The organism is Mesorhizobium sp. Ca11, from assembly GCF_020165275.1.
Lineage (GTDB): Bacteria > Pseudomonadota > Alphaproteobacteria > Rhizobiales > Rhizobiaceae > Mesorhizobium.
The window spans coordinates 47036-68005 of sequence record NZ_JAIUHU010000021.1 but is presented as its reverse complement, the minus strand read 5'-3'; the positions used below and the strand labels follow the sequence as shown (position 1 = coordinate 68005).

Here is a 20970-nt window from a genome sequence, read left to right as displayed (position 1 = left end):
CGCACGAATCTCCTTGCACCGCGCAATGGGTCGACCCCCACTCCGTCGAGCGCCTGGCCGTTCTGGAACGAAGAACCTGGAACCGGGTATGCCGCTACCGGGCGAGAATGAAAAACCACAGATTGCATCCTCCCCAAAAATTTGTTCCAGAAACTGCTCAAAAATAGCAATCGACAAAGTCTACTAACTTTATAGATTAACGGTCGCGACGGAGGATCGACCATGTCCTACATTCAGAACGCCCAACGCAAAGGCCAGAGGCTTGCCGCCGACCAGAGCTGGAGGCCCGCCTATGGCGGCACGTTCGCCTATCTCGTCTTTGCGCTTGCCTTCGTGTTCACCGGCGCCGTCGTTTTCGGGATCATCCCCTGACTGAGCCGGGGCCAGAGCAATTCCAGGAAAGTGCGATCTGTTTTCCGCCCGGAATTGCGTAAAGACAAAGGCCCCGCCGTCAAAAAATCTGAGTTGTGTAATCGGAGCTGAAGAAGGCCGGCGCGCTGTGGCGCGCCGACGAGATGGATTTGACTCGGGGGTTCGGAGCGGGGCGGCCCAACGTGATGGAGGAGATGGCAATGCCAATCGAGTTCACGCATGTTCCAGACAAGCCTGCCAATGGCAGCTTTTTCTATGATTTCGCCGAGACGGCGACCAAATTGTCGCTGATCGAGGATTCCGGTTTCCGCAAGCTGGTGGTGGACGATCCGGCCGGCCTGCTCACCAACATGGACATCGCCGCGCAGACACTCGACCGCACCGGCTCGCTGGAGGTGGTGCTGACGCATTGGGCCGGCGTTATCGAGCCGACGGTGGCGGCAGGGCAGCTCGCAGCGCTCGACCGCAGAGGCGGGGGGCGTCTGTCGCTTCGCATGCTGAGCGAGCCGCTTGAAGACAGCGATGCCGAGGCGCGGCCGGTCGGCCACAGCGTCGTGTGGCAGCGCATCGACGAATATCTGGTGCTGCTGAAGCGGCTGTGGTCGAACGACAGGCCGTTCGACCATGAGGGCGCCTTCTACAGCGTGCGCGACGGCTTCGTGCCCCGCAAGGGTCCGCACGGCGCCGATCTCGTCATCCGGCTCGGCGGTCAGTCGGGCACCGCGCTGAAGGTCGCCGGCAAGCATGCCGATGTCTTCGAGCTGGCCGCCGGTTCGCCCGACGAGGTGAGGCAATTGATGGAGCGCGCGCGCAGCGCCGCCGCCGAGCACGGCCGCGGCGGCAGGCTGCGCTTCGCGCTTCCGGTGCGCATCCGCCCGGACGGCTGGACGGGCGCCTCGGATCACAAGGCGGTCGAGATTGCCGGGCCGCCGGCGCGGCTCGCCTTGGCGCTGTTGCCCTATGCGGCGCTGGGCGTCGAGGAGTTCATGATCGGCGGCATCGACCGCCTGGGCGAGATCGCCCGCATCGGGCGCGAGACGATCGCGCTGGTCGCGAATTCACTGGCGCGCCGCGAGGCCGAAGTTCCGCAGCCGGGTGCGTTAGCCTCGCACCCTTTTGCGCAACACTGCGCGTCCTAGACTAAGGTCGCTCCGCGTCGGAATAGTCCAGGCCGTCCATCACATAATCCGCGAACAGGAAGTCGCGGATGCCGGCAATCCGGCCGTTCTCCCAATCGATGAGGATGAAATAGCGCGGCGGTCCGTCCGGACGCTCCGGGCTGGTGACCAGGATAGCGGGCCGGCCTTCGACGAGGCCGGCCGTGAAATGCCAATGCGTCTCGTCGGCATAGCGGCCGAAATAATTGCCGACATATTCCTTGCCGTCGGCTCGCAGGCGGTTGACCAGCTCCAGCTTGACGTCCTCGGCCAGCAGGCCGCGCAAGGTATCGAAGTCCCTGGCGTTGAAGGCGGCCACATAATCGCCGAGGCGCCGCATGTCGTGTTGGTCGAGCGCCGGGCGGGGCGGCGCGATGCGCGGCGCGGCCGCCAGCTTGCGCAGGCTCTCGCGGCCCCGCTGCAGCGCGCCCTTGATCGCGATCTCGGAAGTTTCGAGGATTTCGCCGATCTCTTCCAGGCTGTGTCCAAGCACATCCTTCAGCACGACCGTGCATCGTTGCGCCGGCGGCAGTTGCATCAGTTCGGCCAGGCTCGCCTCGGCGGCAATTCGGGCATCCAGCGCCGAGTTCTGGTCGGCGATCGTGTCGAGCTCGACTTCGCTTTCGCGCCCCCGCAAGCGGGCCCGCTTGCGCAGGAAATCGAGGGCGGCGTTATGCGCGATGCGAAACAACCAAGGTTCGGTCTTGTCGGGCATGTCGCCATTCCTGATCGCCACGAAGCCTTTTGCCAAAGCCTCCTGGACGATGTCTTCGCCATCGATGACCGATCCAACCATGCGCGACGCGTAGCGGTGCAGCTTGGCTCTCAGCAAGGCGGCATCGCGCTCGAAGGCGCGAAGCCTGGTTTCGGCCGCCGCAACGGACTGATCGTGCGAACCGGTCACGCGTGCTCTACCTCTTTGTTTGACGCAATTCCGGACAGAAGGTCGGCGAAGGCGCCGAACCTAACCGTTCACACTTTTCCTGGAATTGCTTCAGTTCTCCACTCCGCCCGTATGGGAATAAGTCGTGTGGCCCATCATGGTCTCGCCGGAGGCGAGCTCGACGATGCTCTTCATGTATTCGCCGAAGCGGGGATCGCCGCGGAAGGCCGCGATGTCGTCCGCCGAACGCCATTGCGAGATGTTGGCCACCTTACTGCCGTCGACGCCGATCACCACGGATGACGACAGCGAGCCAGGCTGCCTGCTGAAGAAACTCCTCGTGCCCTCGGCAAGCGTGTTGGCGAGTTCCTGCTGCTTGCCCGGCTTGGCGGTGAAGACGTTGATCAAGGTCACTGTGGTCGACATGGCTTGGCTCCGTTTGTCCTGAGGGCGGAGGCCGTCTTGGCTCTCGCACCCGTTACGACCCTCAAGACGAAGCCTGAACCGAAAACGGAACGGTACACGCAAAAGTTTTTCGGCAATCAATCAAGTTCGCGATCCGGACGCTGCCATGGACCTATATCGAGCGGCCGCCGCGCCCGTGAGTTCAGAAAAATTTATCCCTCGCCGTTCCAAAAGCCATCCGCGTTTCGTCTTGGTGAGTGTCGGGTTGCCATCCCGGCATCAACCAAGGGAGAAGCAAATGTCGATCCTGTCATCCATCGCTCGCATCGCGGGCGAATACACCGCGACCCGTGCCCGCTATCGGGCAGCGCGGACGCTCTATCTGCTGCCTCTCGACATCCGCAAGGATATCGGCTGGCCGGAACCCGGCGATCCGCGCGATCCCGAAATACTCAGCTCGCCACGCTCGCGAGCCGTGATAGCGCGCTGATGACGGCCGCCGAGTCCGCCAGCGCGCCGAAGACGCCGTCCTCGACGGTCACCATATGCAGCGCGGCTTCATGCGCATATTGGTCGCCGCTGGCGCAGGCGTCCGAAATCGTCAGGCACTGGAAGTTGCGGTCGCAGGCCTCGCGCAACGTGGTGTGCACGCACACATCCGTCGTGCAGCCGGTGAACAGCAGATGCGTGATGCCGCGCGCCCGCAGAATGAGCTCGAGATCCGTGTAGGTGAAGGCGCTGTTGCAGGTCTTGTCGATGATGATGTCTCCAGGTGCGACCTCGATGTCGGAAACGATCTGGAAACCTGGGCCGGAGCGCAGCAGGACATCGGTGCCGTCGAGCCCCGCCCGCTTGCGGCGCCATCTTTCATAAGGCGTCATATCGGCCATGTCGGGGCGATAGCCTTGCCTGGTATGGACGACGGTGAGGCCGGCGGCACGGGCCGCGGCAATCAGCCGGTTGACCGCCGACAGGATGGCTCGCAGCGGTGCTGGATCATATCCCTTCCTGGCGAAGTAGCCGGTCGGCGACAGGAAATCCTCCTGCAGGTCGATCGCCAGCAGCGCCGTGTGCTGCGGCTCCAGCTTGCCGTCATAAGGGAAATCGAACGGTATCGCCTTGATCATTGGCTGCCAGCTCTTCTTGCTCCATGCGCATCGTGCCCGGCAACCGTCTTGCGGTCCAGGCCCGCAGCGTGCTCAGGCGGGCATAGGCACATTATGAATTGTGGAGCAACATAGTCATCTTTATAGTTGACTCGCAAACTCATGTTTCATAGTCACCCGGCATGGCTCGCCCTGCACCTGTCTGAATGGCGGCCGCCGCATTGCAACGATGAAGCGAGGACGAGCCTTGTCCCGAAACAGCCTCTTGGCGGCGCTGGCCGCGTCGCTCATTCTTTCGGCTGGTGTCGCCGCGGCGCAGGGACGATCGCCTGCGCCGGTCGAGCAGGCGCCGGCCGCTCCAACCCTGCAGACGCCCCCGGCGCAGGCGCCCGCCGCCACGTCGGTGGGGCCAGGCATTCGGCCGGCTGCGAACGGCGCCACGAGCGAAGAGCCTTCCATCTCGCTGACGCTGCCACATGACCTGTCGCCCTGGGGCATGTTCATGAATGCCGACATCGTCGTGAAGGCAGTCATGGTCGGGCTGGCCTTCGCTTCTCTCGTCACCTGGACGATCTGGCTCGCCAAGTCGCTGGAGGTCCTGGGCGGCAAGCTGAGGGCCCGCCGCGCCGCCGATGCGATCGGCAACGCCGCGACATTGATGCAGGCCGGCCGGGAGCTTGGCCGCAGCGGCGGCCCGGGCGCGCTGCTGGTGCGGGCGGCGGAAGAGGAACGGGCGCTGTCGGCCGGCGCGCTCGACCATGCTTCCGGCGACGGCCTGAAGGAACGCGTCGCCTCCAGGCTTGCGCGCATCGAGGCGGCGGCGGCGCGGCGCATGTCGCGCGGCACCGGCCTGCTCGCCACCATCGGCTCGACGGCGCCCTTCGTCGGCCTGTTCGGCACCGTCTGGGGCATTATGAACGCTTTTATCGGCATCTCGCAGGCGCAGACCACCAATCTCGCCGTCGTCGCGCCCGGCATCGCCGAGGCGTTGCTTGCCACCGCCATAGGCCTTGTCGCGGCCATTCCGGCGGTCGTCATCTACAACGTCTTCGCGCGCTCGATAGCCGGCTACAGGCAGATCCTCGCCGACGCTTCCGCGGGCGTCGAGCGGCTGGTCAGCCGCGATCTCGACTTCCGCACCGTGCCGCCGGCAACGGCCATGGCGGCGGAGTAGCGGCGATGGCGGCGCGGATTCGCGAGACCTCCGGCGACGATCTCGAGGAAAGCCACGACATCAACGTCACGCCGTTCATCGATGTCATCCTGGTGCTCCTGATCATCTTCATGGTCGCCGCACCGCTCGCCACCGTCGACGTCGATATCGACCTGCCCGGATCGACGGCTGCGCCGGCGCCGCGGCCCGAGACACCGCTGTTCCTTACGCTGAAAAGCGATCTGACGCTGGCGATCGGCAATGACAGCGTGCTCCGCCCGGCCTTCGCCGGGGCGCTCGACAACCGCACCAAGGGCGACAAGCAGACGCGCATCTTCCTGCGCGCCGACAGGACGGTCGGCTATGGCGACCTGATGGAGGTGATGAACCTGCTGCGTAGCGCCGGCTATCTCAAGGTCGCGCTGGTGGGGCTCGAAACTACGTCGGGCAGTGCTGGCGGACCGGCCGAGTCTGGAACTCCGGCAACTGGTGTAAACTCGGCGTCGGCTCCGGGTGACGGTTCTGCGCCATGACGGTCACCGCGCTTTCCCGCATTTCGCAGCCGCGCTTCGGCGCGCGTGAGGCCGGCCTGTGGACGAGCGCCGCCGCGATCATTCTGGCCGCGCATGTGGCGGTTGCCTATGCGGTGCAGAATCTGAGCTTCGCCGAGATGCAGGATGGCAGTCCGCCGCCGGCGCTGGCGGTCGAGATGGCGCCGCTGGCCATCGCCCCCGCCGTGCCGGAAGAGGCGGCGATGCTGGGCATGCTGACGCCGGAGCCGTCCGATGCGGCGGAGGAGACGGAAAAGCCCATCGACGCGAAATCGGTGATCGACCCGGCTCCGGTGGCCGAGCGGACCGAGCCCGTCGCTGAACAGCCCCTCGGCACCGACGACACGCAGGAGGCCAAACAGGCCGCTCCCGCGGAACAGGCCGTTGCTGCGCTGAACGAGCAGCCGCCGCTGGACGAGGCCGTGCCCGACCCCGTCGAGGCGATCGCGCCGGACGTCGTCATTCCGCTGCCGCAACCGAAACCCGTGGAAGCGGAGGTGAGGTTGCAAAAGCCGGTCGAGCCCAAGAAGAAGGCCGAGAAGAAATCGGTCGAGAAGCCGAAAGAACGGGTGAAAAAGGAAAAGGCGCCACCGCCAAAGGCGACGACCACCGCCAGCATCGACGCCAAGGCGGCGGCGAAGGCGGCAGCACCGCAGTCCTCGAATGCGGCGCCGCGCTCCAGCGTCGGCCCGTCGCGCTGGAATTCCAGCCTGGCGGCGTGGATCAGGCGGCACACCCGCTATCCGAGCGCAGCGCGCTCCAGGCGGGCCGAGGGCACGCCGAGCGTGACCTTCACGGTCGACACCTCCGGCAGGGTGGTCTCGGCCCGGCTGGCGCGATCATCGGGCGATGGCGATCTCGACCGTGCGGCGCTCGGCGCATTGCAGGGCGCCTCGGTGCCGGCGCCGCCGGCGGAGCTCGGCGCACGCGTCACCCGCACCGCGCCCTTCGTCTTCAGCCTGCGCAATTGAACAGCCAGCAGCGGGCTCAACTTTCAGGCTTGACTGGTGGACGGTACGGAATAGGGTAGCCCGCGAAAATACCGGCTTTGGTCGCCGGGCGGCAAGAATGCCTCGTATGCCTCGCCCGTCCGGCGCTGGCTGCGAGGCTTTTTTATTTTGGGGCCTTGCTTGAAACGACGCATCGAGATCGGCATCCTCTATTCCCGGTCAGGCAGCTATCAGCTCGTCTCCGACGCCTGCCGGCTGGGCGCAATGCGGGCGATCGCCGACATCAACGCCGACCGCGCCCAAAGCATCGAGCTCGTTCCGGTCGAACGCGATCCGCAAAGCAACGCCGACCGCTACGCGACACTCTGCGAGGACATCTTCCGCACCAGCAGCGCCCGCCATGTCGTCGGCTGCCTCACCTCCTGGAGCCGCAAGGAGACAATTCCCGTGCTGGAGAAGGCAGGCGGAATGCTCTGGTATGCCTGCCCGTATGAAGGCTTCGAGGCCAATGAGCATGTCGTCTACATGCATGCCTGCCCGAATCAGCATCTGGTGCCGTTGATGGCTCATGTCGCGCCGCGTTTCGGCGCCAACGGCATCCTGCTCGGCTCGAACTACATATGGGGCTGGGAGATGAACCGCGTCGCGCGCGACCTGATCGCCGACGCCGGCGGCAAGGTGCTGGGCGAACGCTATCTGCGCATCGGCGAGACCGACGTTTCGCGCCTGATCGACGAAATCCGCGTCACGCGGCCGAATTTTATCCTCAACAACCTGATCGGCACCTCGTCCTATGCTTTTCTCGCCGCCTATCGCGAGTTGGGACGAGAGGATGCGGCCTTCAAGCCTGACGCCTGCCCGGTAATCTCCTGCAATCTCACGGAGGCCGAACTGTCGGCGATCGGCGAAACGGGCAAGGGCCATTTGTCGGCCGGACCCTATTTCGCGCCGCGCCCGGCCGCCTTCGCCTCGTCCTTCGAGGCCTCCGCCTATGCCTCGGTGCAGGTGATGGCGGACGTGCTTTCCGGCAACCCGGACGCCGGCCCGGCGGAATTCTCCAAAACCTTCGCCGAGCGCCGCTTCGCGACCCGCCTGGGGCCGATCGCTATCGATCCTCACACCCAGCATGCGACGCTGCCGGTGATCATCGGGCGTATTGCCGACGGCTTCTTCGAGGTGGTGAGCCGCGAGGAAGAGGTGGCGCCCGATCCCTATCTTTCGCGCTACGATCCGGCCAAGACCTTCGGCCGTCCGCGGCTCAGGGTGGTGTCGTGAGCCGCGCGGCGCGCATCCCCAATCTCGGCGGCGCCAAGGCCTTCGTGCTGCATCGTCCGCACATGACGGTGCAGGCGATCACCAGGCAATTGTCGGCGATCGGCCTCGAAGCGGTCGAATGCTGGCCGCATCTGCCGGCGGAGGCGCTGGCGGCGGATTTCGTCTTCTTCGACGCCGATCTCGGCTTCGACGAGCAGTTTCCCTGGAAGCCCGGCGAGGCGCCGATGCCGCTGGTGGCGCTGATCGGCTCGGAAGCGCCGGGCCGCATCGAATGGGCGCTGTCGCACAAGGCCGATGCACAATTGCTGAAACCGGTGGGCACCGCCGGCGTCTATAGCGCGCTGCTCATCGCCAGGCAGAGTTTCGAAGCGCGCAAGCGGCTCGCCGATGAGATCGAGTCGCTACGCCAGCGGGTCGGCGAACGCCAGACCATCGTGCGCGCGGTCGCGGCTCTGTCGAAAGGCAGCGACGACGACCGGGCCTATGCGCAGCTGCGCTCGCTGGCGATGAGCTGGCAAATCAGCGTCGAGGAAGCGGCTCGGCGCATCGTGGCGATGACGCAAGCGGAGGGCGGCGATGACCAATCCCATCGCGCCTGATCTTCCGGCGGCGGGCCGGATGCCGGCAAAGCCGCGCGCCGGCGTCTGGCGCCGGCTGGTCAAGCGACCGCTGGCGCTGCTCGGGCTATTCATCGTCGCCATCGTGCTCGCCGGCGCCATCTTCGCGCCATGGCTGACCGGCTACGACCCCAACGAGCAGATGTTCGACGGCCTGACACTCGAAGGCTCGCCTTTGCCGCCGAACGCCAAGTTCTGGCTGGGCACCGACCTGCTCGGGCGCGACCTGTTGACCCGCATCCTGTTCGGGGCCCGCACCTCGCTCATCATCGGCATCGTCGCCAATGGCGTCGCGCTTTTGATCGGCACGCTGGTCGGTGTCACGGCGGGTTATTTCCGCGGCTGGATCGGCAGCGCGCTGATGCGCTTCACCGATCTGATGATGGCCTTTCCCGCGCTGCTTTTAGCCATCTGCCTGGCCGCGGTGTTCGAGCCGAGCCTGTGGATCGTCGCCATGGTGATCGCGCTGGTCAACTGGGTGCAGACCGCGCGCGTCATCTACACCGAAACCTCGTCACTGTCCGAGCGCGAATTCATCGACGCCGAGCGCACGATAGGCGCGAGCGCGCCGCGCATACTGTTGCGCCACATCCTGCCGCATCTCCTGCCGACGATCATCGTCTGGGGCACGCTGGGCATCTCGACGACAGTGCTGCTCGAAGCCACGCTCAGCTATCTCGGCATCGGCGTGCAGCCGCCGACCGCGTCGTGGGGCAACATTATCTTCGAGAACCAGACGTATTTCCAGGCGGCGCCCTGGCTGGTGTTCTTCCCGGGCGCCGCGATCCTGGCGCTGGCGCTCGCCTTCAACCTGATCGGCGACGCGCTGCGCGACATCCTCGACCCGACGCAGAGAGGGCGGGAATAATGGGAGGCCAGTCATGATCGCCTATCTCGGCCGCCGACTCATCCAGTCGCTGCTCATCCTGCTCGGCGTCTCGCTGATCACCTTCGCGCTGCTCTATCTTTTGCCCGCCGATCCGGTGCGCCAGATCGCCGGCCGCAGCGCCACGCCGGAAACGGTGGAGAACATCCGCCGTCAGCTCGGCCTCGACCAGCCCTTCATCGTCCAGTACTGGCACTATCTCACAAGGCTGCTCGGCGGCGATCTCGGCCGCTCCTACATCCAGCGCTCGGAGGTCACTGAGCTCATCGTTTCGCGGCTGCCGGCGAGCCTGCTTCTGATGGTCGGCGCCATCCTGTGCGAGCTGGCGATTGGCCTCACCATGGGCCTGATCGCTGCCGTCAAGCGTGGAAGTGTAACCGACCAGACTTTGATGGTCGCCTCCTTCGTCGGCGTCTCGGCGCCGCAATTCGTCGTTGGCCTGCTCTTGCTCTACGTCTTCGCCGTCAGGCTCGGCTGGTTTCCGATCGGCGGTTACGGCAGCTGGCGCCACCTCGTGCTGCCGTCGCTGACCATGGGCATACTCGGCGCTGGGTGGTACGCGCGCATGATGCGCTCGTCGATGATCGACGTGCTGCGCCAGGACTATATGCGCACTGCCCGCGCCAAGGGGCTGGCGCGCGGCGCCATCCTGTTTCGCCATGCGCTGCCCAACGCCATCCTTCCGGTCGTCGCCATGATCGGCATCGACATCGGCATCTTCATGGGCGGCATCGTGGTGGTCGAAAGCGTGTTCGGCTGGCCGGGCATCGGCCAGCTCGCCTGGCAGGCCATCCAGCGCGTCGACATTCCGATCATCATGGGGGTCACCCTGGTCTCGGCCTTCGCCATCGTGCTCGGCAATCTGCTGGCCGACATCATCGCGCCCTTCATCGACCCCCGCATCAAACTGAGATGACAACGACAACAACCAAAGAAAGGGAACACTGACATGAGACGATTTCTGGCATCCACAGTAGCCGCGTCGGCACTTGCGCTGATGCTCGGCATGGCCAGCGCGCGCGCCGACGACACCGTCGACCCGAACGTCAAGCAGGGCGGCGCCATCACCATCACCTACAAGGATGATGTCGCGACCCTCGACCCGGCGATCGGCTACGACTGGCAGAACTGGTCGATGATCAAGAGCCTGTTCGACGGGCTGATGGATTATGAGCCGGGCACCACCAAGCTCAAGCCCGACCTCGCCGAAAGCTACGAGATCTCGCCGGACGGCAAGACCTTCACCTTCAAACTGCGCCACGGCGTCAAGTTCCACAACGGCCGCGAGATGACCGCCGACGACGTCAAATACTCGCTCGACCGCGTCACCAACCCGAAGACGCAGAGCCCGGGCGCCGGCTTCTTCGGCTCGATCAAGGGCTATGACGATGTCGCCGCCGGCAAAGCCGACAGCCTCACCGGCGTCACCGTGGTCGATCCCTACACGATCAAGTTCGAGCTGACCCGGCCGGACGCCACCTTCCTGCATGTCATGGCGATCAACTTCTCGCATGTCGTGCCGAAGGAGGAGGTCGAGAAATACGGCGCCGACTTCGGCAAGCATCCGGTCGGCACCGGCGCCTTCAAGCTCGCCGAATGGACGCTCGGCCAGCGCATCGTTTTCGAGCGCAATCCCGACTACTGGCACAAGGGCCTGCCGCATCTCGACAAGATCACCTTCGAGATCGGCCAGGAGCCGATCGTGGCCCTGCTGCGCTTGCAGAAGGGGGAGATCGACGTGCCCGGCGACGGCATTCCGCCGGCCAAGTTCCAGGAAGTGATGAACGACCCTGAACAGAAGGCGCGCGTCGTGGTGGGCGGGCAGCTGCACACCGGCTACATCACCATGAACACCACCATGGCGCCCTTCGACAATGTGAAGGTGCGCCAGGCCGTGAACATGGCGATCAACAAGGACCGCATCGTCCAGATGATCAACAACCGCGCGGTGCCGGCAAACCAGCCGCTGCCGCCCTCGATGCCCGGCTACGACAAGGCGTTCAAGGGCTACGCCTATGACGTCGCCAAGGCCAAGGCGCTGCTGGCCGAGGCCGGCCATCCCGACGGCTTCGCGACGCAGCTCTTCGCCATGAACACCGATCCCAATCCGCGCATCGCCCAGGCGATCCAGCAGGATTTGGCGGCCATCGGCATCAAGGCCAGCATCCAGTCGCTCGCCCAGGCCAACGTCATTGCCGCCGGCGGCGACAAGGCCGGCGCGCCGATGATCTGGTCGGGCGGCATGGCCTGGATCGCCGACTTCCCGGATCCGTCCAACTTCTACGGGCCGATCCTCGGCTGCGCAGGCGCGGTGCCCGGCGGCTGGAACTGGTCATGGTACTGCAACAAGGACCTCGACGCCAAGGCGGCCGAGGCCGACTCCGTCGTCGATCCGGCCAAGTCCGGGGAACGCGAAAAGATGTGGAGCGCGATCTACGACAAGATCATGGAGGACGCGCCCTGGGCTCCGGTCTTCAACGAGCAACGCTTCACGCTGAAATCAGCCCGCATGGGCGGCGCCGACAATCTCTATGTCGACCCGGTCCATATCCCGATCAACTACGACAATGTGTATGTGAAAGATGTGCAGTAACTGCGACTACACCATCCATGGGCGCCATCACCATTTCGGCTGGGACAATTCCTTCGTGCCGGCCGAACGGGTGGTGCCCGGCTCGACGATCGAGTTCCAGTGCCTGGACTCGTCCGGCGGGCAACTCAAGGCAGACAGCACCGTGGACGACATCGCCAAGCTCGACTTCGATCAAATCAACCCGGTGACCGGGCCGATCTTCGTCGATGGCGCCGAGCCCGGCGATGCGCTGAAGGTGACGATCGAGATGTTCAAACCGTCCGGCTTCGGCTGGACGGCGAACATTCCGGGTTTCGGCCTGCTCGCCGACGACTTCAAGGAACCGGCGCTCAACATCTGGAAATACGACGCCGCCTCGCTCGAGCCTGCCTTGTTCGGCAGACAAGGCCGCGTACCGCTGAAGCCGTTCGCCGGCACGATCGGCAACGCGCCGGGCGAGAACGGCCACCATTCGGTGGTGCCGCCGCGGCGCGTCGGCGGCAATCTCGACATCCGCGATCTTGCCGCCGGCACCACGCTCTATCTGCCGGTGGAAGTGCCTGGCGCGCTGTTCTCGGTCGGCGACACGCATGCCGCGCAGGGCGACGGCGAAGTGTGCGGCACGGCGATCGAAAGCCCGATGGACGTCGTGCTGAAACTCGACCTGGTGAAGGACGCGCGGCTGAAGACGCCGCGTTTCACCACGCCCGGCCCCGTGACGCGCCACCTCGATGCCAAGGGCTATGAGGTGACGACCGGCATCGGGCCCGACCTGATGACCGGGGCCAAAGAGGCCGTCAGCCAGATGGTCGACCTGCTTGCCGGCCGCTATAAACTCGACCCGGTCGAGGCCTATATGCTCGTCTCGGTCTGCGGCGATCTCAGGATCAGCGAGATCGTCGACATGCCGAACTGGGTGGTGTCGTTCTATTTCCCGCGCTGCGTGTTCGAATGAGCGCAGGCGTGGTCAACGAACACGCTGACGCCGCCGCAAAAGTGGCCGTGGGGCCGGTGCTCGAAATCACCGGTCTCTCCGTCGGTGTGCGCGGCGAGGATGGCGAGCGCGAGGTGGTGTCCGGCCTGTCGCTGTCGCTCAAACGCGGCGAGACGCTGTGCATCGCCGGCGAATCCGGTTCCGGCAAGTCGATGACGGCGCTGGCGGTCATGCAGCTCCTGCCGCAGCCGGCCGGCCGCATCGCTTCGGGAAAGATCCGGCTGTTTGATAAGGATGGCGGTGCCGTCGAGTTGACGGCGCTCGACGAGCGCCGCATGCGCGACATTCGCGGCGACCGCATCGCCATGATCTTCCAGGAGCCGATGACCTCGCTCAATCCGGTGCTGTCGATCGGCCGCCAGCTCACCGAATCGATCGAGGTCCATACCGGTCTCTCGCACGCCGAGGCGCAACGGCGCGCCGTCGAGGCGCTGAAGGCGGTTCGCATTTCCGAAGCCGAAAGCCGGCTGAAACAGTTTCCGCATGAATTGTCGGGCGGCATGCGCCAGCGGGTGATGATCGCCATGGCGCTGGCGCTCGAGCCCGACGTGCTGATCGCCGACGAGCCGACGACGGCGCTGGACGTCACCGTGCAGGGCGAGGTTCTGGAACTGCTGCGCGACCTGCAGCGCCAGCACGGCACCAGCGTCATCCTGATCACCCACGACATGGGCGTCGTCGCCGAGATGGCCGATCGCGTTATCGTCATGCGCAATGGCCGCATGGTCGAGGAAGGGGCCACCGCCGATATTTTCGCCAGGCCGCAGGCCGCCTACACGCAAGAGCTCCTCGCGGCGGTTCCGCGCATCGGCTCGGGCGTCGGACGGCGCAATCCGGGCGAGGCCACCAGCACGGCCGGACAGGACAAGGTGGCGGCGGTGAGCGACCTCCATGTCCGTTTCGACCTGCGCGGCGGCTTCTTCGGCCGCGTCAACCGGCGCGTGCACGCCGTCGAGGGTGTCAGCTTCTCGATCGCGCCCGGCGAGACGCTGGCGCTGGTCGGCGAATCCGGCTGCGGCAAGTCCACCACCGCCAAGGCGCTTGCCGGCCTCGTGCCCTATGCCGGCGGGGTGACGATCGGTGGCCGGGAGCTCTCCAGACTTGGCGGCGACGAACGCAAGGCGGTGCGGCGCGACGTGCAGATGGTTTTCCAGGATCCCTACGCCTCGCTCGACCCGCGCATGCGCGTCGGCGATCTGGTGGCCGAGCCGCTGCTCATCCATGGCATTGGCTCAAGGCAGGAGCGCCGCGAACGCGTGGCCGCCCTGTTCGAGCGGGTCGGCCTGTCGGCAGGGCAGATGGAGCTCTATCCGCATGAATTCTCGGGCGGCCAGCGCCAGCGCATCTGTATCGCCCGGGCGCTGGCGCTCCGGCCGAAGCTGATCATCGCCGACGAGAGCGTGTCGGCGCTCGATGTCTCGGTGCAGGCGCGCGTGCTCGATCTTTTGAAGGAGCTGCAACGCGAATTCGGCGTCGCTTATCTCTTCATCTCGCATGACATGGCGGTGGTCGAGAACATCTCCGACCGCGTCGCCGTCATGTATCTCGGCCAGATCGTCGAGATCGGCAGCCGCGATCAGGTCTTTTCCAATCCGCGCCATCCCTATACGCGGCGGCTCATCGAGGCGGTGCCGGTTCCCGATCCGTCACGGCGCCGGACACGCTTTGCACGTCTGGACCGCGAAATTCCAAGCGCGACGCGCCGGATCGGCGAGAGCGTGCCGAAACTGCTGCTCAAGGATTTCGGCGGCGGACATCTCGCCGCGGTGGCGGATTGACAGCCACCCGGAGCGGCGATCTGTCCGTTTCGGAAACTGCGCGAATGGTGATAAAGCCTGACGCAGTTACTCATCTATTTCGGGATTCCAATGTCGGCCCTCACACGCCGCAAACTCCTGCAGGGCGCCGCGGCGGCGGGCACGGCCGGTATCGGCCTCTCCGCCGCCGGCAAGTTTGCCGGCTGGGCGGGCCCGAAACCGGAACCGCTGATCCTGAAGACCGCCACCATCGAGGCGCGGCTGATGGAGGGTGCGCCGACGAAGAAGGTGCTGACCTATGGTGAAGCAGGTCCGCCGCCGGTCGTCAGGATGAGGAAGGGCGAGCCGTTTGCCGCGCGCCTGATCAACGGCATCGATGATCCGACGACCATACACTGGCATGGCATCCGCGTTCCCAACAAGATGGACGGCGTGCCGTTCCTGGTGCAGCCCTATGTCTATCAGGGCGACAATTTCGACTATGAATTCACGCCGCCCGACGCCGGCACCTTCTGGTACCACCCGCATTGCAACACGCTGGTCCAGATGGGTCACGGCCTGACGGGCGTGATCGTGGTCGAGAACCCGAAGGACCCGGTCTTCGATGTCGAGATGGTCGTCAACCTGCGCGACTGGCGGCTCGGCGACGACGGCCAGTTCATCGAGCCGTTCAGGCCGCGCGACGCGGCCAAGGCCGGCACCTTCGGCACGGTGCGCACCGCCAATTGGCAGGGCCAGCCGCAATTCGATGCACCGGCCGGCGGATTGGTGCGGCTGCGGGCGGCCATCACCGACGTCACCCGCATCTATGCCTTCCGCGTCGACGGCGCGGAGGCGACGGTCATCGCGCTCGACGGCAATCCGGTGCCGCAGCGGTTTACGCCGGATGCCTTGCAGCTGGGGCCTGGCCAGCGGCTCGAGCTTGCCATCCGCATGCCCGACGAGGAGGGCGCGATCGCTAGCCTGCGCGACGTCAGGGGCACCAAGCCGAAAATCCTGGCGACGCTGCGTTCGGTCGGCAGATCGCTGAAGCACGATCTGCGCGATCTCGGCCCGCTTGACGCCAATCCGGTGCCGGAGGTGGACCTGACAAGCGCCAAGCGGATTCCCCTGGCGCTGAGCGCTACGGCGGAAAACGTCGCGGCCGACGGCATTTGCGGCTCGCTCGGCTACAGTTTCTGGGCAATCAACAAAGTGCCGTGGCAAGGCGACACGCCGGACCCGACCGCGCCGCTCGCCGAACTGAAGCTTGGCCGCAGCTACATCATCGACATGGAGAACCTCACCCCGCACGCGCACCCGATTCATTTGCACGGAATGAGCTTCAAGGTGCTGTCGTCCTCGACCAGGACAGTCCAGCCGCTGGTCTCCGACACCTATCTCATCCAGCCCGACGAGAAGGTGCAGCTCGGCTTCGTCGCCGACAATCCCGGCGACTGGCTGCTGCATTGCCACATCATCGAGCACCAGAAGACCGGCATGACGAGCTACTTCCGGGTGGTATGAGCGCATCGGCGCGGAAGGCGTCGGCATTCCGCGGGTTGACGCGTTTGGCCGATTGCCTAGGTAGGCAGGAGGGCGCTGGGGCGGCACACAACTCCGACCGAAGGCATGACATCCTTGCATATTCGAAAACTTGCCTTTGTTGCGGCAGGCATCTCCACCCTGTCGTCCTGCGTCATCCCCGACGATACGTCGAGCATCGCCAAGGTCGACGCCACCACGGCCGCTGCCCGCAAGGAGATGGTCGGTCTCAGCGAGGCCGATGTCCGCATGTGCGCCGGCTTTCCGACCGCGACGGCCGACACGGGGCCTTCCGGTCAGATTTGGACCTACCAGCGCACCGTGCAACGCGGCAATCTCAGCATCGCGGTGCCGACGATGGCCGTGGGCGCGATTCCCGCGGTCGGAGGGTCGGTCAACGTCGCCCCCGGCGGCTATTGCAATACGCAAATACGCATGCTCAACGGCCACGTCGCAGAGGTGGCCTATGCCGGCGACAATAACTTGCCGAACAGCCGTGACGCGCTATGCGTCAGCACCGTGGACGCCTGCGTGGCCTATGCGCGCCAACGCAAGCAACACCAGTCTCCAGGTGAGGGGGGCGAGGCCGGTCCGAGACTCCGCTTGTGTCAGCGTCCTCCGGGGTGTATGGCGCCAGGCTCCTTTTTGGAGGCGTCGGGCGAAACATGCCGGCCCATGTCTCTGCCGGTTTCGGGCGGCGGGACATCCATCAGGTTTCTGACCTTGGCGTTGTTGTGCGCGTGGATGATGGCGCGGCTCAAACGAAGCAGGGTTCCGAGCGCAGACATTGGCACGTCCTCCATTTGAAATGGCTGATATGTCGGCGGCGGGTGCCGGAAAAATGCGCCCGGTCTGTTTCACGCGAATGGCTCGGAAACCGGCTGACCGTTTCCAAACCCTTTCGTCTGGAAACACTTGCGTGCAAATGGCTGCGACCGCGATAGACCTCGACGAAAGAGCCGACGGGCTCCGCGGAACAGTCCGAAATTCGTCCGGCGCGGGGCCCATGTTTCGGCAGGATTCAGTCGCGCGCCAGAAGCATGTATGTTTGACGATACTGATTCTTCCGATCGTTTTGGCTGGTCGATGTGAGAAAAATCGTCGCTGCACTCACCGTAGCCGTCGTTCTTGTCGTCGGGCTGCTTTTCCTTCTGCCCGCGCTTGTTTCAACCGACTGGGTTCGTGCCGAACTGAGCCGGCAACTGTCAGCCGCAACCGGAATGACAATTCGGCTGGACGGACCTGTCAGACTATCGCTGCTGCCCAAGCTGGCGGTGGTCGCGGACGATATCTCGCTTTCGACCGGCACGGGCGATATCGCGATATCCGCTCCGCGGTTCTCGACTTCGATAACGCTGTCGTCCCTATGGTCGAAAAAGCTTGAGATACAGTCCGTCGCGCTGGCGGATCCGACAATCGCGCTCAAGGCTTCGGCAAACGTGGCGTCAGCTCCGGAACCGAAGGATGTACAGGCCGATCCGTTCGCGGCGGTTGTCGATACGCTCGAGCGGCTGGCGATCAACCAACTGACGATAACGAACGGCACCCTCACCTCAGGCGCGTCGACCGGCAATTCCGCTGAGGTGACGGCAATCGACGCCGATCTGAGGGTTCCGGACCTCGACCGGGAGGTCTCGTTTTCATTGGCCGGCACCAGCGGCGGCCGTCGCGTTGAAATGAGCGGGAGCCTTTCCGCCTTGAGGCCGATCCTGAAACGGCTGCCGGCCCAGATCGCCATCGAGGCGCGTCTCGATCCGGCGCCGGTTGCCAAATTCTCTTCCTTGCATGCGAGTGGAGAGATCCAGCTCAACGGGAACGGCAGTTATCAGATCAAGGGCGGAAAGTTCGATGTCGGCGACCAGAGCTTCCAGATGGACGCGCTCTTTCAGCCCGGGGCGCGGCATCGCTTCTTCGCCGACCTGGCGGCAAAGCGCGTCGATATCGACGCCTTGAGCGATATTGGAAAGGGTGGTTCCAGCGCGGGCAAGGCTCCGGGCGGTTCCAGCGGGCCCGACCTCGCGATGCTCTCTGCGTTCGACGCCGACATCAGCGTCGCCATCGATGAATTGGTCGGCGGCAAGATACAGGCTTCCGATGTCCAACTCGCCGCGACGCTGCGCGACGGACATATCGAGGCAAAGCTGGAGCACTTCGGCCTCGATGCGGGAAGCGTTACCGCGAAAGCCTCGACGAATGTCGGTGAAACGCCTCCGACCATACGCGGCAATATTGCGAGTTCAGGGCTGGATATCGGCTCTGTAGCGAAGCTGGCCGGACAATCCGTGCCGTTGTCCGGCAAGCTGACCGCCGATATGGGGTTCGCTTTTCGCGGACTCACCGCAGAGCGCATACGCAGCAGCGTCAATCTGCAGGGAACGGTCGGAATTCGGGAAGGCAAGCTTCCGCTGGCAGCACTTGCCGAGGCCCGGACGGCCGACGACATCACCGGGCTCAATCTTGACGCGAAGGTTCACGATGTCGGCAAGCCGGTCGATTTGACGGGCAAGCTCGTCTGGCGGGGACAGGCCGTGACGTTCAAGTCCCAGCTCGCACCTGCATCCTTTCTGGCCAGCGGCTCCGTTGCCGATGCGTCCGGGCCGATCAGCCTTTCGGTTTCCTCCAAATACCTCGAAGGCAGCATAAGCGGCGCTGCCGGGGGTGGCGACACGTTCAAGGGTCAGGTTTCGGTCACATCGGCCTCGGTCGACAAGCTCATGCAATGGCTGGGGCAGAGTGCTTCCCACGGTCTGCGAGACTTTGCCTTCAAAGGTGACGTGGACGCCGGGCGAGGACAGCTTTCCTTTCAGAAAACCTCTGTTGCCTTGAACGGGGTCAAGGCGTCGGGCCAGGGCTCGATGAAACTTGGGGCGCCCCTCAACATCCGGACGTCGCTCAATTTCGCGAAGCTTGACTTCGCGGCGTTCGCCGGCGGCGGCGAGACTGCCACAGGCGGAAAGCAGAAGCCGAACGGCGCCACCGACGCGCCGATCGATCTCTCCTTCCTCAAGGGAATTGACGCCAAGGTGGATATCCAGGCCGACAAGCTCGGCTATGGAAAGGTCTTCACCGGGCCGGTGGCGACCACTCTGGTGATCGCCGATGGCAAGGCGCACCTGAACGTGCCGCAAAGTCCCTTCTACGGCGGCACGATTGCCGCGCAAATGACAGCCGACGGCTCCAACGACGCCGCTTCCCTGACCCTGAACACTGCGATCGCCGGCGCGGCCGCGGCTCCCTTGCTCCATGACGCGGCGGATTTCGACCGCATCGAAGGAACGCTCAATGCGACCGTCGCGGTTTCAGGCTCGGGAAAGACTACGAAATCGCTTGCCCGCTCCCTTGGCGGCAAGGCGGCGGCAAAATTCGGCGACGGCGCCTTCCGGGGCATCGACATAGCCGAGGTCTACAACAACCTGGTGGGGCTGCTTTCCAGCGGCTTCAAGCAGGATCAGACCAAGAAGACGACGTTCACCGAACTCGGCGCCTCTTTTGCCATCGAGAACGGCGTCGCGCAGACGACGGACATCAGCCTGCTGGGTCCGCTGGTGCGAATGGACGGCTCGGGCAAGATAGACTTCGCCGACCAGACGCTCGACATCCGTCTCAACCCCCGCGTCGTTGCCTCGCTTGCCGGGCAGGGAGGCGACGTTGCCGTGAATGGCATCGGGGTGCCCATCGTGGTCCAAGGCCCGCTGTTTGCGCCTCGGGCCTATCCGGACCTGAGCGCATTGGCCAAAGACCCGCAGGGCGCGCTGGATATGTTGAGCCGCCTTGGGCTGCCGACCGGGAAACTCAATCTCGACAAGCTGATCCCGGGCCAAACGGGCTCGAACGGCGACGGTTCCGGCAAGGGAGCGGCGGATCTGATCGGCGATCTTCTGCGCAACGCCGCACCCCGGCCCAAAGCGCCGCCCGCGGCTCCGGAACCCGCCGTGGCGCCAGACACCGGCAATACGGATAATGCGCCGCCGCCAGGTTCGAACGCCGGCGGCGAGGCCGAAGCAGAGATCACCGCGCCGGCGGCTGAACCCGCTTCCGCCGACCCGCAGGCCGCCCCTGTTTCGCCCGAAGCGCCAAAGAAAGGGGAAATCGACACGCTTCTCGATCAGCTGGCGAATTAGCGTTATGGGATGCGTCGGGTCGCCAAGGATTGCGTGAAGGACACCGGCGGCTCCGTGGACTTCAAGCCTGAAGGCGGGTTTGGGCATACCGGCGCAATACATGATCTAACGCTCATATGTGCGGCCGCAAATCAAAGTGATCTCGGCCGCCGCAAATCGTACCCAATCAGGACGTTCTTCCGGCCTTAATCTGCACAGATTGGAGAGGCCGATGAAATTGTCTGTTCTTGCCCTTGCCGGCACCATGCTGGCGGTGATGCCAGCGGTCCATGCGGCGCCGATGATTGGCATGCCGGCCAGGAATGGCCTGGTCCAGCAGGCGCATGTCACATGCGCCTACCTGACCGAGGACGGCTACTGCGTGCGGCCGCACAAGAAGCACAAATACTGGAAGCGCCACCACTACGACCGGCCTGCCTATCGCACCTATGAGCGTCAGCTACCGGACGAGGATTATTGGCGCTATCAGCGTCCGCGGCCGATCATCCGGGTCGTTCCCGACTATCCGCAGGACGAAGACAATTGGGATGACTGGGACGATTGAGGCGAGCCGCCCTTCATTGGCAAGCGGGATGCCTGCAGGCCCGCTATTCATCAGAGCGGACACCCCCGCCATTGGTCTGGCAGGTCGGCGGAGAGGTCGACGA

The 20970-nt window shown here is 64.9% G+C and carries 20 protein-coding genes; 17 read left to right on the top strand and 3 right to left on the bottom strand.

Annotated features, from left to right (window positions below):
* Nucleotides 1-222 precede the first annotated feature (222 nt).
* Nucleotides 223-372 (top strand): hypothetical protein, encoded by a 150-nt coding sequence (locus tag LB538_RS26970; RefSeq protein ID WP_140544253.1) that lies wholly within the window; start codon nt 223-225, stop codon nt 370-372.
* 200 nt (nt 373-572) lie between these two features.
* A complete protein-coding gene (locus LB538_RS26965) occupies nt 573-1511 on the top strand; it encodes an LLM class flavin-dependent oxidoreductase (RefSeq protein ID WP_095770070.1) in 939 nt (312 codons plus the stop codon).
* Nucleotide 1512: 1 nt separating this feature from the next.
* Here LB538_RS26965 and LB538_RS26960 read toward each other — a convergent pair whose 3' ends face one another.
* A complete protein-coding gene (locus LB538_RS26960) occupies nt 1513-2433 on the bottom strand; it encodes a sigma-70 family RNA polymerase sigma factor (RefSeq protein WP_224531988.1) in 921 nt (306 codons plus the stop codon).
* Nucleotides 2434-2523: 90 nt separating this feature from the next.
* On the bottom strand, nt 2524-2838 hold the full coding sequence (locus LB538_RS26955) for a putative quinol monooxygenase (protein ID WP_095770057.1): 315 nt from the start codon (nt 2836-2838) through the stop codon (nt 2524-2526).
* A 277-nt stretch (nt 2839-3115) separates the two neighbouring features.
* Here LB538_RS26955 and LB538_RS26950 point away from each other — a divergent pair, with 277 nt between their 5' ends.
* Nucleotides 3116-3307 (top strand): hypothetical protein, encoded by a 192-nt coding sequence (locus LB538_RS26950; protein ID WP_224531985.1) that lies wholly within the window; start codon nt 3116-3118, stop codon nt 3305-3307.
* Here LB538_RS26950 and LB538_RS26945 read toward each other — a convergent pair.
* Nucleotides 3270-3944 (bottom strand): cysteine hydrolase family protein, encoded by a 675-nt coding sequence (locus LB538_RS26945; RefSeq protein ID WP_224531983.1) that lies wholly within the window; start codon nt 3942-3944, stop codon nt 3270-3272. The two genes, LB538_RS26950 and LB538_RS26945, sit on opposite strands and share 38 nt — an antisense overlap.
* Nucleotides 3945-4170: 226 nt before the next feature.
* Between LB538_RS26945 and exbB the strand changes: the two genes are divergently transcribed.
* From exbB to LB538_RS26875, 14 genes are all read left to right on the top strand, one after another.
* Nucleotides 4171-5097 carry a tonB-system energizer ExbB gene (gene exbB / locus LB538_RS26940; protein ID WP_224531982.1) on the top strand — a complete coding sequence of 309 codons (927 nt, stop codon included), beginning with the start codon at nt 4171-4173 and terminating at the stop codon, nt 5095-5097.
* Between the two features lie 5 nt (nt 5098-5102).
* Entirely contained in the window at nt 5103-5609 is a 507-nt protein-coding gene (exbD, locus tag LB538_RS26935) for a TonB system transport protein ExbD (RefSeq protein ID WP_224531979.1), read from the top strand.
* Nucleotides 5606-6598: a TonB family protein gene (locus LB538_RS26930; RefSeq protein WP_224531978.1), complete on the top strand. Its 993-nt coding sequence runs from the start codon at nt 5606-5608 to the stop codon at nt 6596-6598. The genes exbD and LB538_RS26930 overlap by 4 nt, the downstream gene beginning before the upstream one ends.
* A 159-nt stretch (nt 6599-6757) precedes the next feature.
* On the top strand, nt 6758-7852 hold the full coding sequence (locus LB538_RS26925) for a transporter substrate-binding protein (RefSeq protein WP_224531976.1): 1095 nt from the start codon (nt 6758-6760) through the stop codon (nt 7850-7852).
* Nucleotides 7849-8451 carry an ANTAR domain-containing response regulator gene (locus LB538_RS26920; protein ID WP_224531974.1) on the top strand — a complete coding sequence of 201 codons (603 nt, stop codon included), beginning with the start codon at nt 7849-7851 and terminating at the stop codon, nt 8449-8451. Before LB538_RS26925 ends, LB538_RS26920 begins: the two co-directional genes overlap by 4 nt.
* A 19-nt stretch (nt 8452-8470) precedes the next feature.
* Nucleotides 8471-9337 (top strand): ABC transporter permease, encoded by an 867-nt coding sequence (locus LB538_RS26915; protein WP_224532006.1) that lies wholly within the window; start codon nt 8471-8473, stop codon nt 9335-9337.
* Between the two features lie 13 nt (nt 9338-9350).
* Complete coding sequence (locus LB538_RS26910) at nt 9351-10271, top strand: ABC transporter permease (protein ID WP_224531972.1); 921 nt, start codon at nt 9351-9353, stop codon at nt 10269-10271.
* A gap of 33 nt (nt 10272-10304) precedes the next feature.
* A complete protein-coding gene (locus LB538_RS26905; protein ID WP_224531971.1) occupies nt 10305-11948 on the top strand; it encodes an ABC transporter substrate-binding protein in 1644 nt (547 codons plus the stop codon).
* Nucleotides 11938-12882, top strand: coding sequence for an acetamidase/formamidase family protein (locus tag LB538_RS26900; RefSeq protein WP_224531969.1), 945 nt, complete (start codon nt 11938-11940; stop codon nt 12880-12882). The genes LB538_RS26905 and LB538_RS26900 overlap by 11 nt, the downstream gene beginning before the upstream one ends.
* On the top strand, nt 12879-14699 hold the full coding sequence (locus LB538_RS26895) for an ABC transporter ATP-binding protein (RefSeq protein WP_224560623.1): 1821 nt from the start codon (nt 12879-12881) through the stop codon (nt 14697-14699). The genes LB538_RS26900 and LB538_RS26895 overlap by 4 nt, the downstream gene beginning before the upstream one ends.
* Nucleotides 14700-14789: 90 nt before the next feature.
* Nucleotides 14790-16184, top strand: a complete 1395-nt coding sequence (locus tag LB538_RS26890; protein WP_224531965.1) for a multicopper oxidase family protein — start codon at nt 14790-14792, stop codon at nt 16182-16184.
* A 105-nt stretch (nt 16185-16289) separates the two neighbouring features.
* On the top strand, nt 16290-17009 hold the full coding sequence (locus LB538_RS26885; protein ID WP_224531963.1) for a hypothetical protein: 720 nt from the start codon (nt 16290-16292) through the stop codon (nt 17007-17009).
* 281 nt (nt 17010-17290) lie between these two features.
* A complete protein-coding gene (locus LB538_RS26880) occupies nt 17291-20323 on the top strand; it encodes an AsmA family protein (RefSeq protein ID WP_224531961.1) in 3033 nt (1010 codons plus the stop codon).
* A 211-nt stretch (nt 20324-20534) separates the two neighbouring features.
* The gene (locus LB538_RS26875; RefSeq protein ID WP_224531959.1) at nt 20535-20867 is read left to right on the top strand and encodes a hypothetical protein; all 333 of its coding nucleotides are present in this window, start codon (nt 20535-20537) and stop codon (nt 20865-20867) included.
* Nucleotides 20868-20970: the final 103 nt, after the last annotated feature.

Coding starts and splice junctions, on each gene's coding strand:
- LB538_RS26875 (WP_224531959.1), top strand. CDS start 20,535: ATGAAATTGTCTGTTCTTGCCCTTGCCGGCACCATGCTGGCGGTGATG.
- LB538_RS26930 (WP_224531978.1), top strand. CDS start 5,606: ATGACGGTCACCGCGCTTTCCCGCATTTCGCAGCCGCGCTTCGGCGCG.
- LB538_RS26910 (WP_224531972.1), top strand. CDS start 9,351: ATGATCGCCTATCTCGGCCGCCGACTCATCCAGTCGCTGCTCATCCTG.
- LB538_RS26965 (WP_095770070.1), top strand. CDS start 573: ATGCCAATCGAGTTCACGCATGTTCCAGACAAGCCTGCCAATGGCAGC.
- LB538_RS26885 (WP_224531963.1), top strand. CDS start 16,290: ATGACATCCTTGCATATTCGAAAACTTGCCTTTGTTGCGGCAGGCATC.
- LB538_RS26950 (WP_224531985.1), top strand. CDS start 3,116: ATGTCGATCCTGTCATCCATCGCTCGCATCGCGGGCGAATACACCGCG.
- LB538_RS26955 (WP_095770057.1), bottom strand. CDS start 2,838: ATGTCGACCACAGTGACCTTGATCAACGTCTTCACCGCCAAGCCGGGC.
- LB538_RS26970 (WP_140544253.1), top strand. CDS start 223: ATGTCCTACATTCAGAACGCCCAACGCAAAGGCCAGAGGCTTGCCGCC.
- LB538_RS26890 (WP_224531965.1), top strand. CDS start 14,790: ATGTCGGCCCTCACACGCCGCAAACTCCTGCAGGGCGCCGCGGCGGCG.
- LB538_RS26915 (WP_224532006.1), top strand. CDS start 8,471: ATGCCGGCAAAGCCGCGCGCCGGCGTCTGGCGCCGGCTGGTCAAGCGA.
- LB538_RS26905 (WP_224531971.1), top strand. CDS start 10,305: ATGAGACGATTTCTGGCATCCACAGTAGCCGCGTCGGCACTTGCGCTG.
- LB538_RS26945 (WP_224531983.1), bottom strand. CDS start 3,944: ATGATCAAGGCGATACCGTTCGATTTCCCTTATGACGGCAAGCTGGAG.
- exbD (WP_224531979.1), top strand. CDS start 5,103: ATGGCGGCGCGGATTCGCGAGACCTCCGGCGACGATCTCGAGGAAAGC.
- LB538_RS26900 (WP_224531969.1), top strand. CDS start 11,938: ATGTGCAGTAACTGCGACTACACCATCCATGGGCGCCATCACCATTTC.
- LB538_RS26895 (WP_224560623.1), top strand. CDS start 12,879: ATGAGCGCAGGCGTGGTCAACGAACACGCTGACGCCGCCGCAAAAGTG.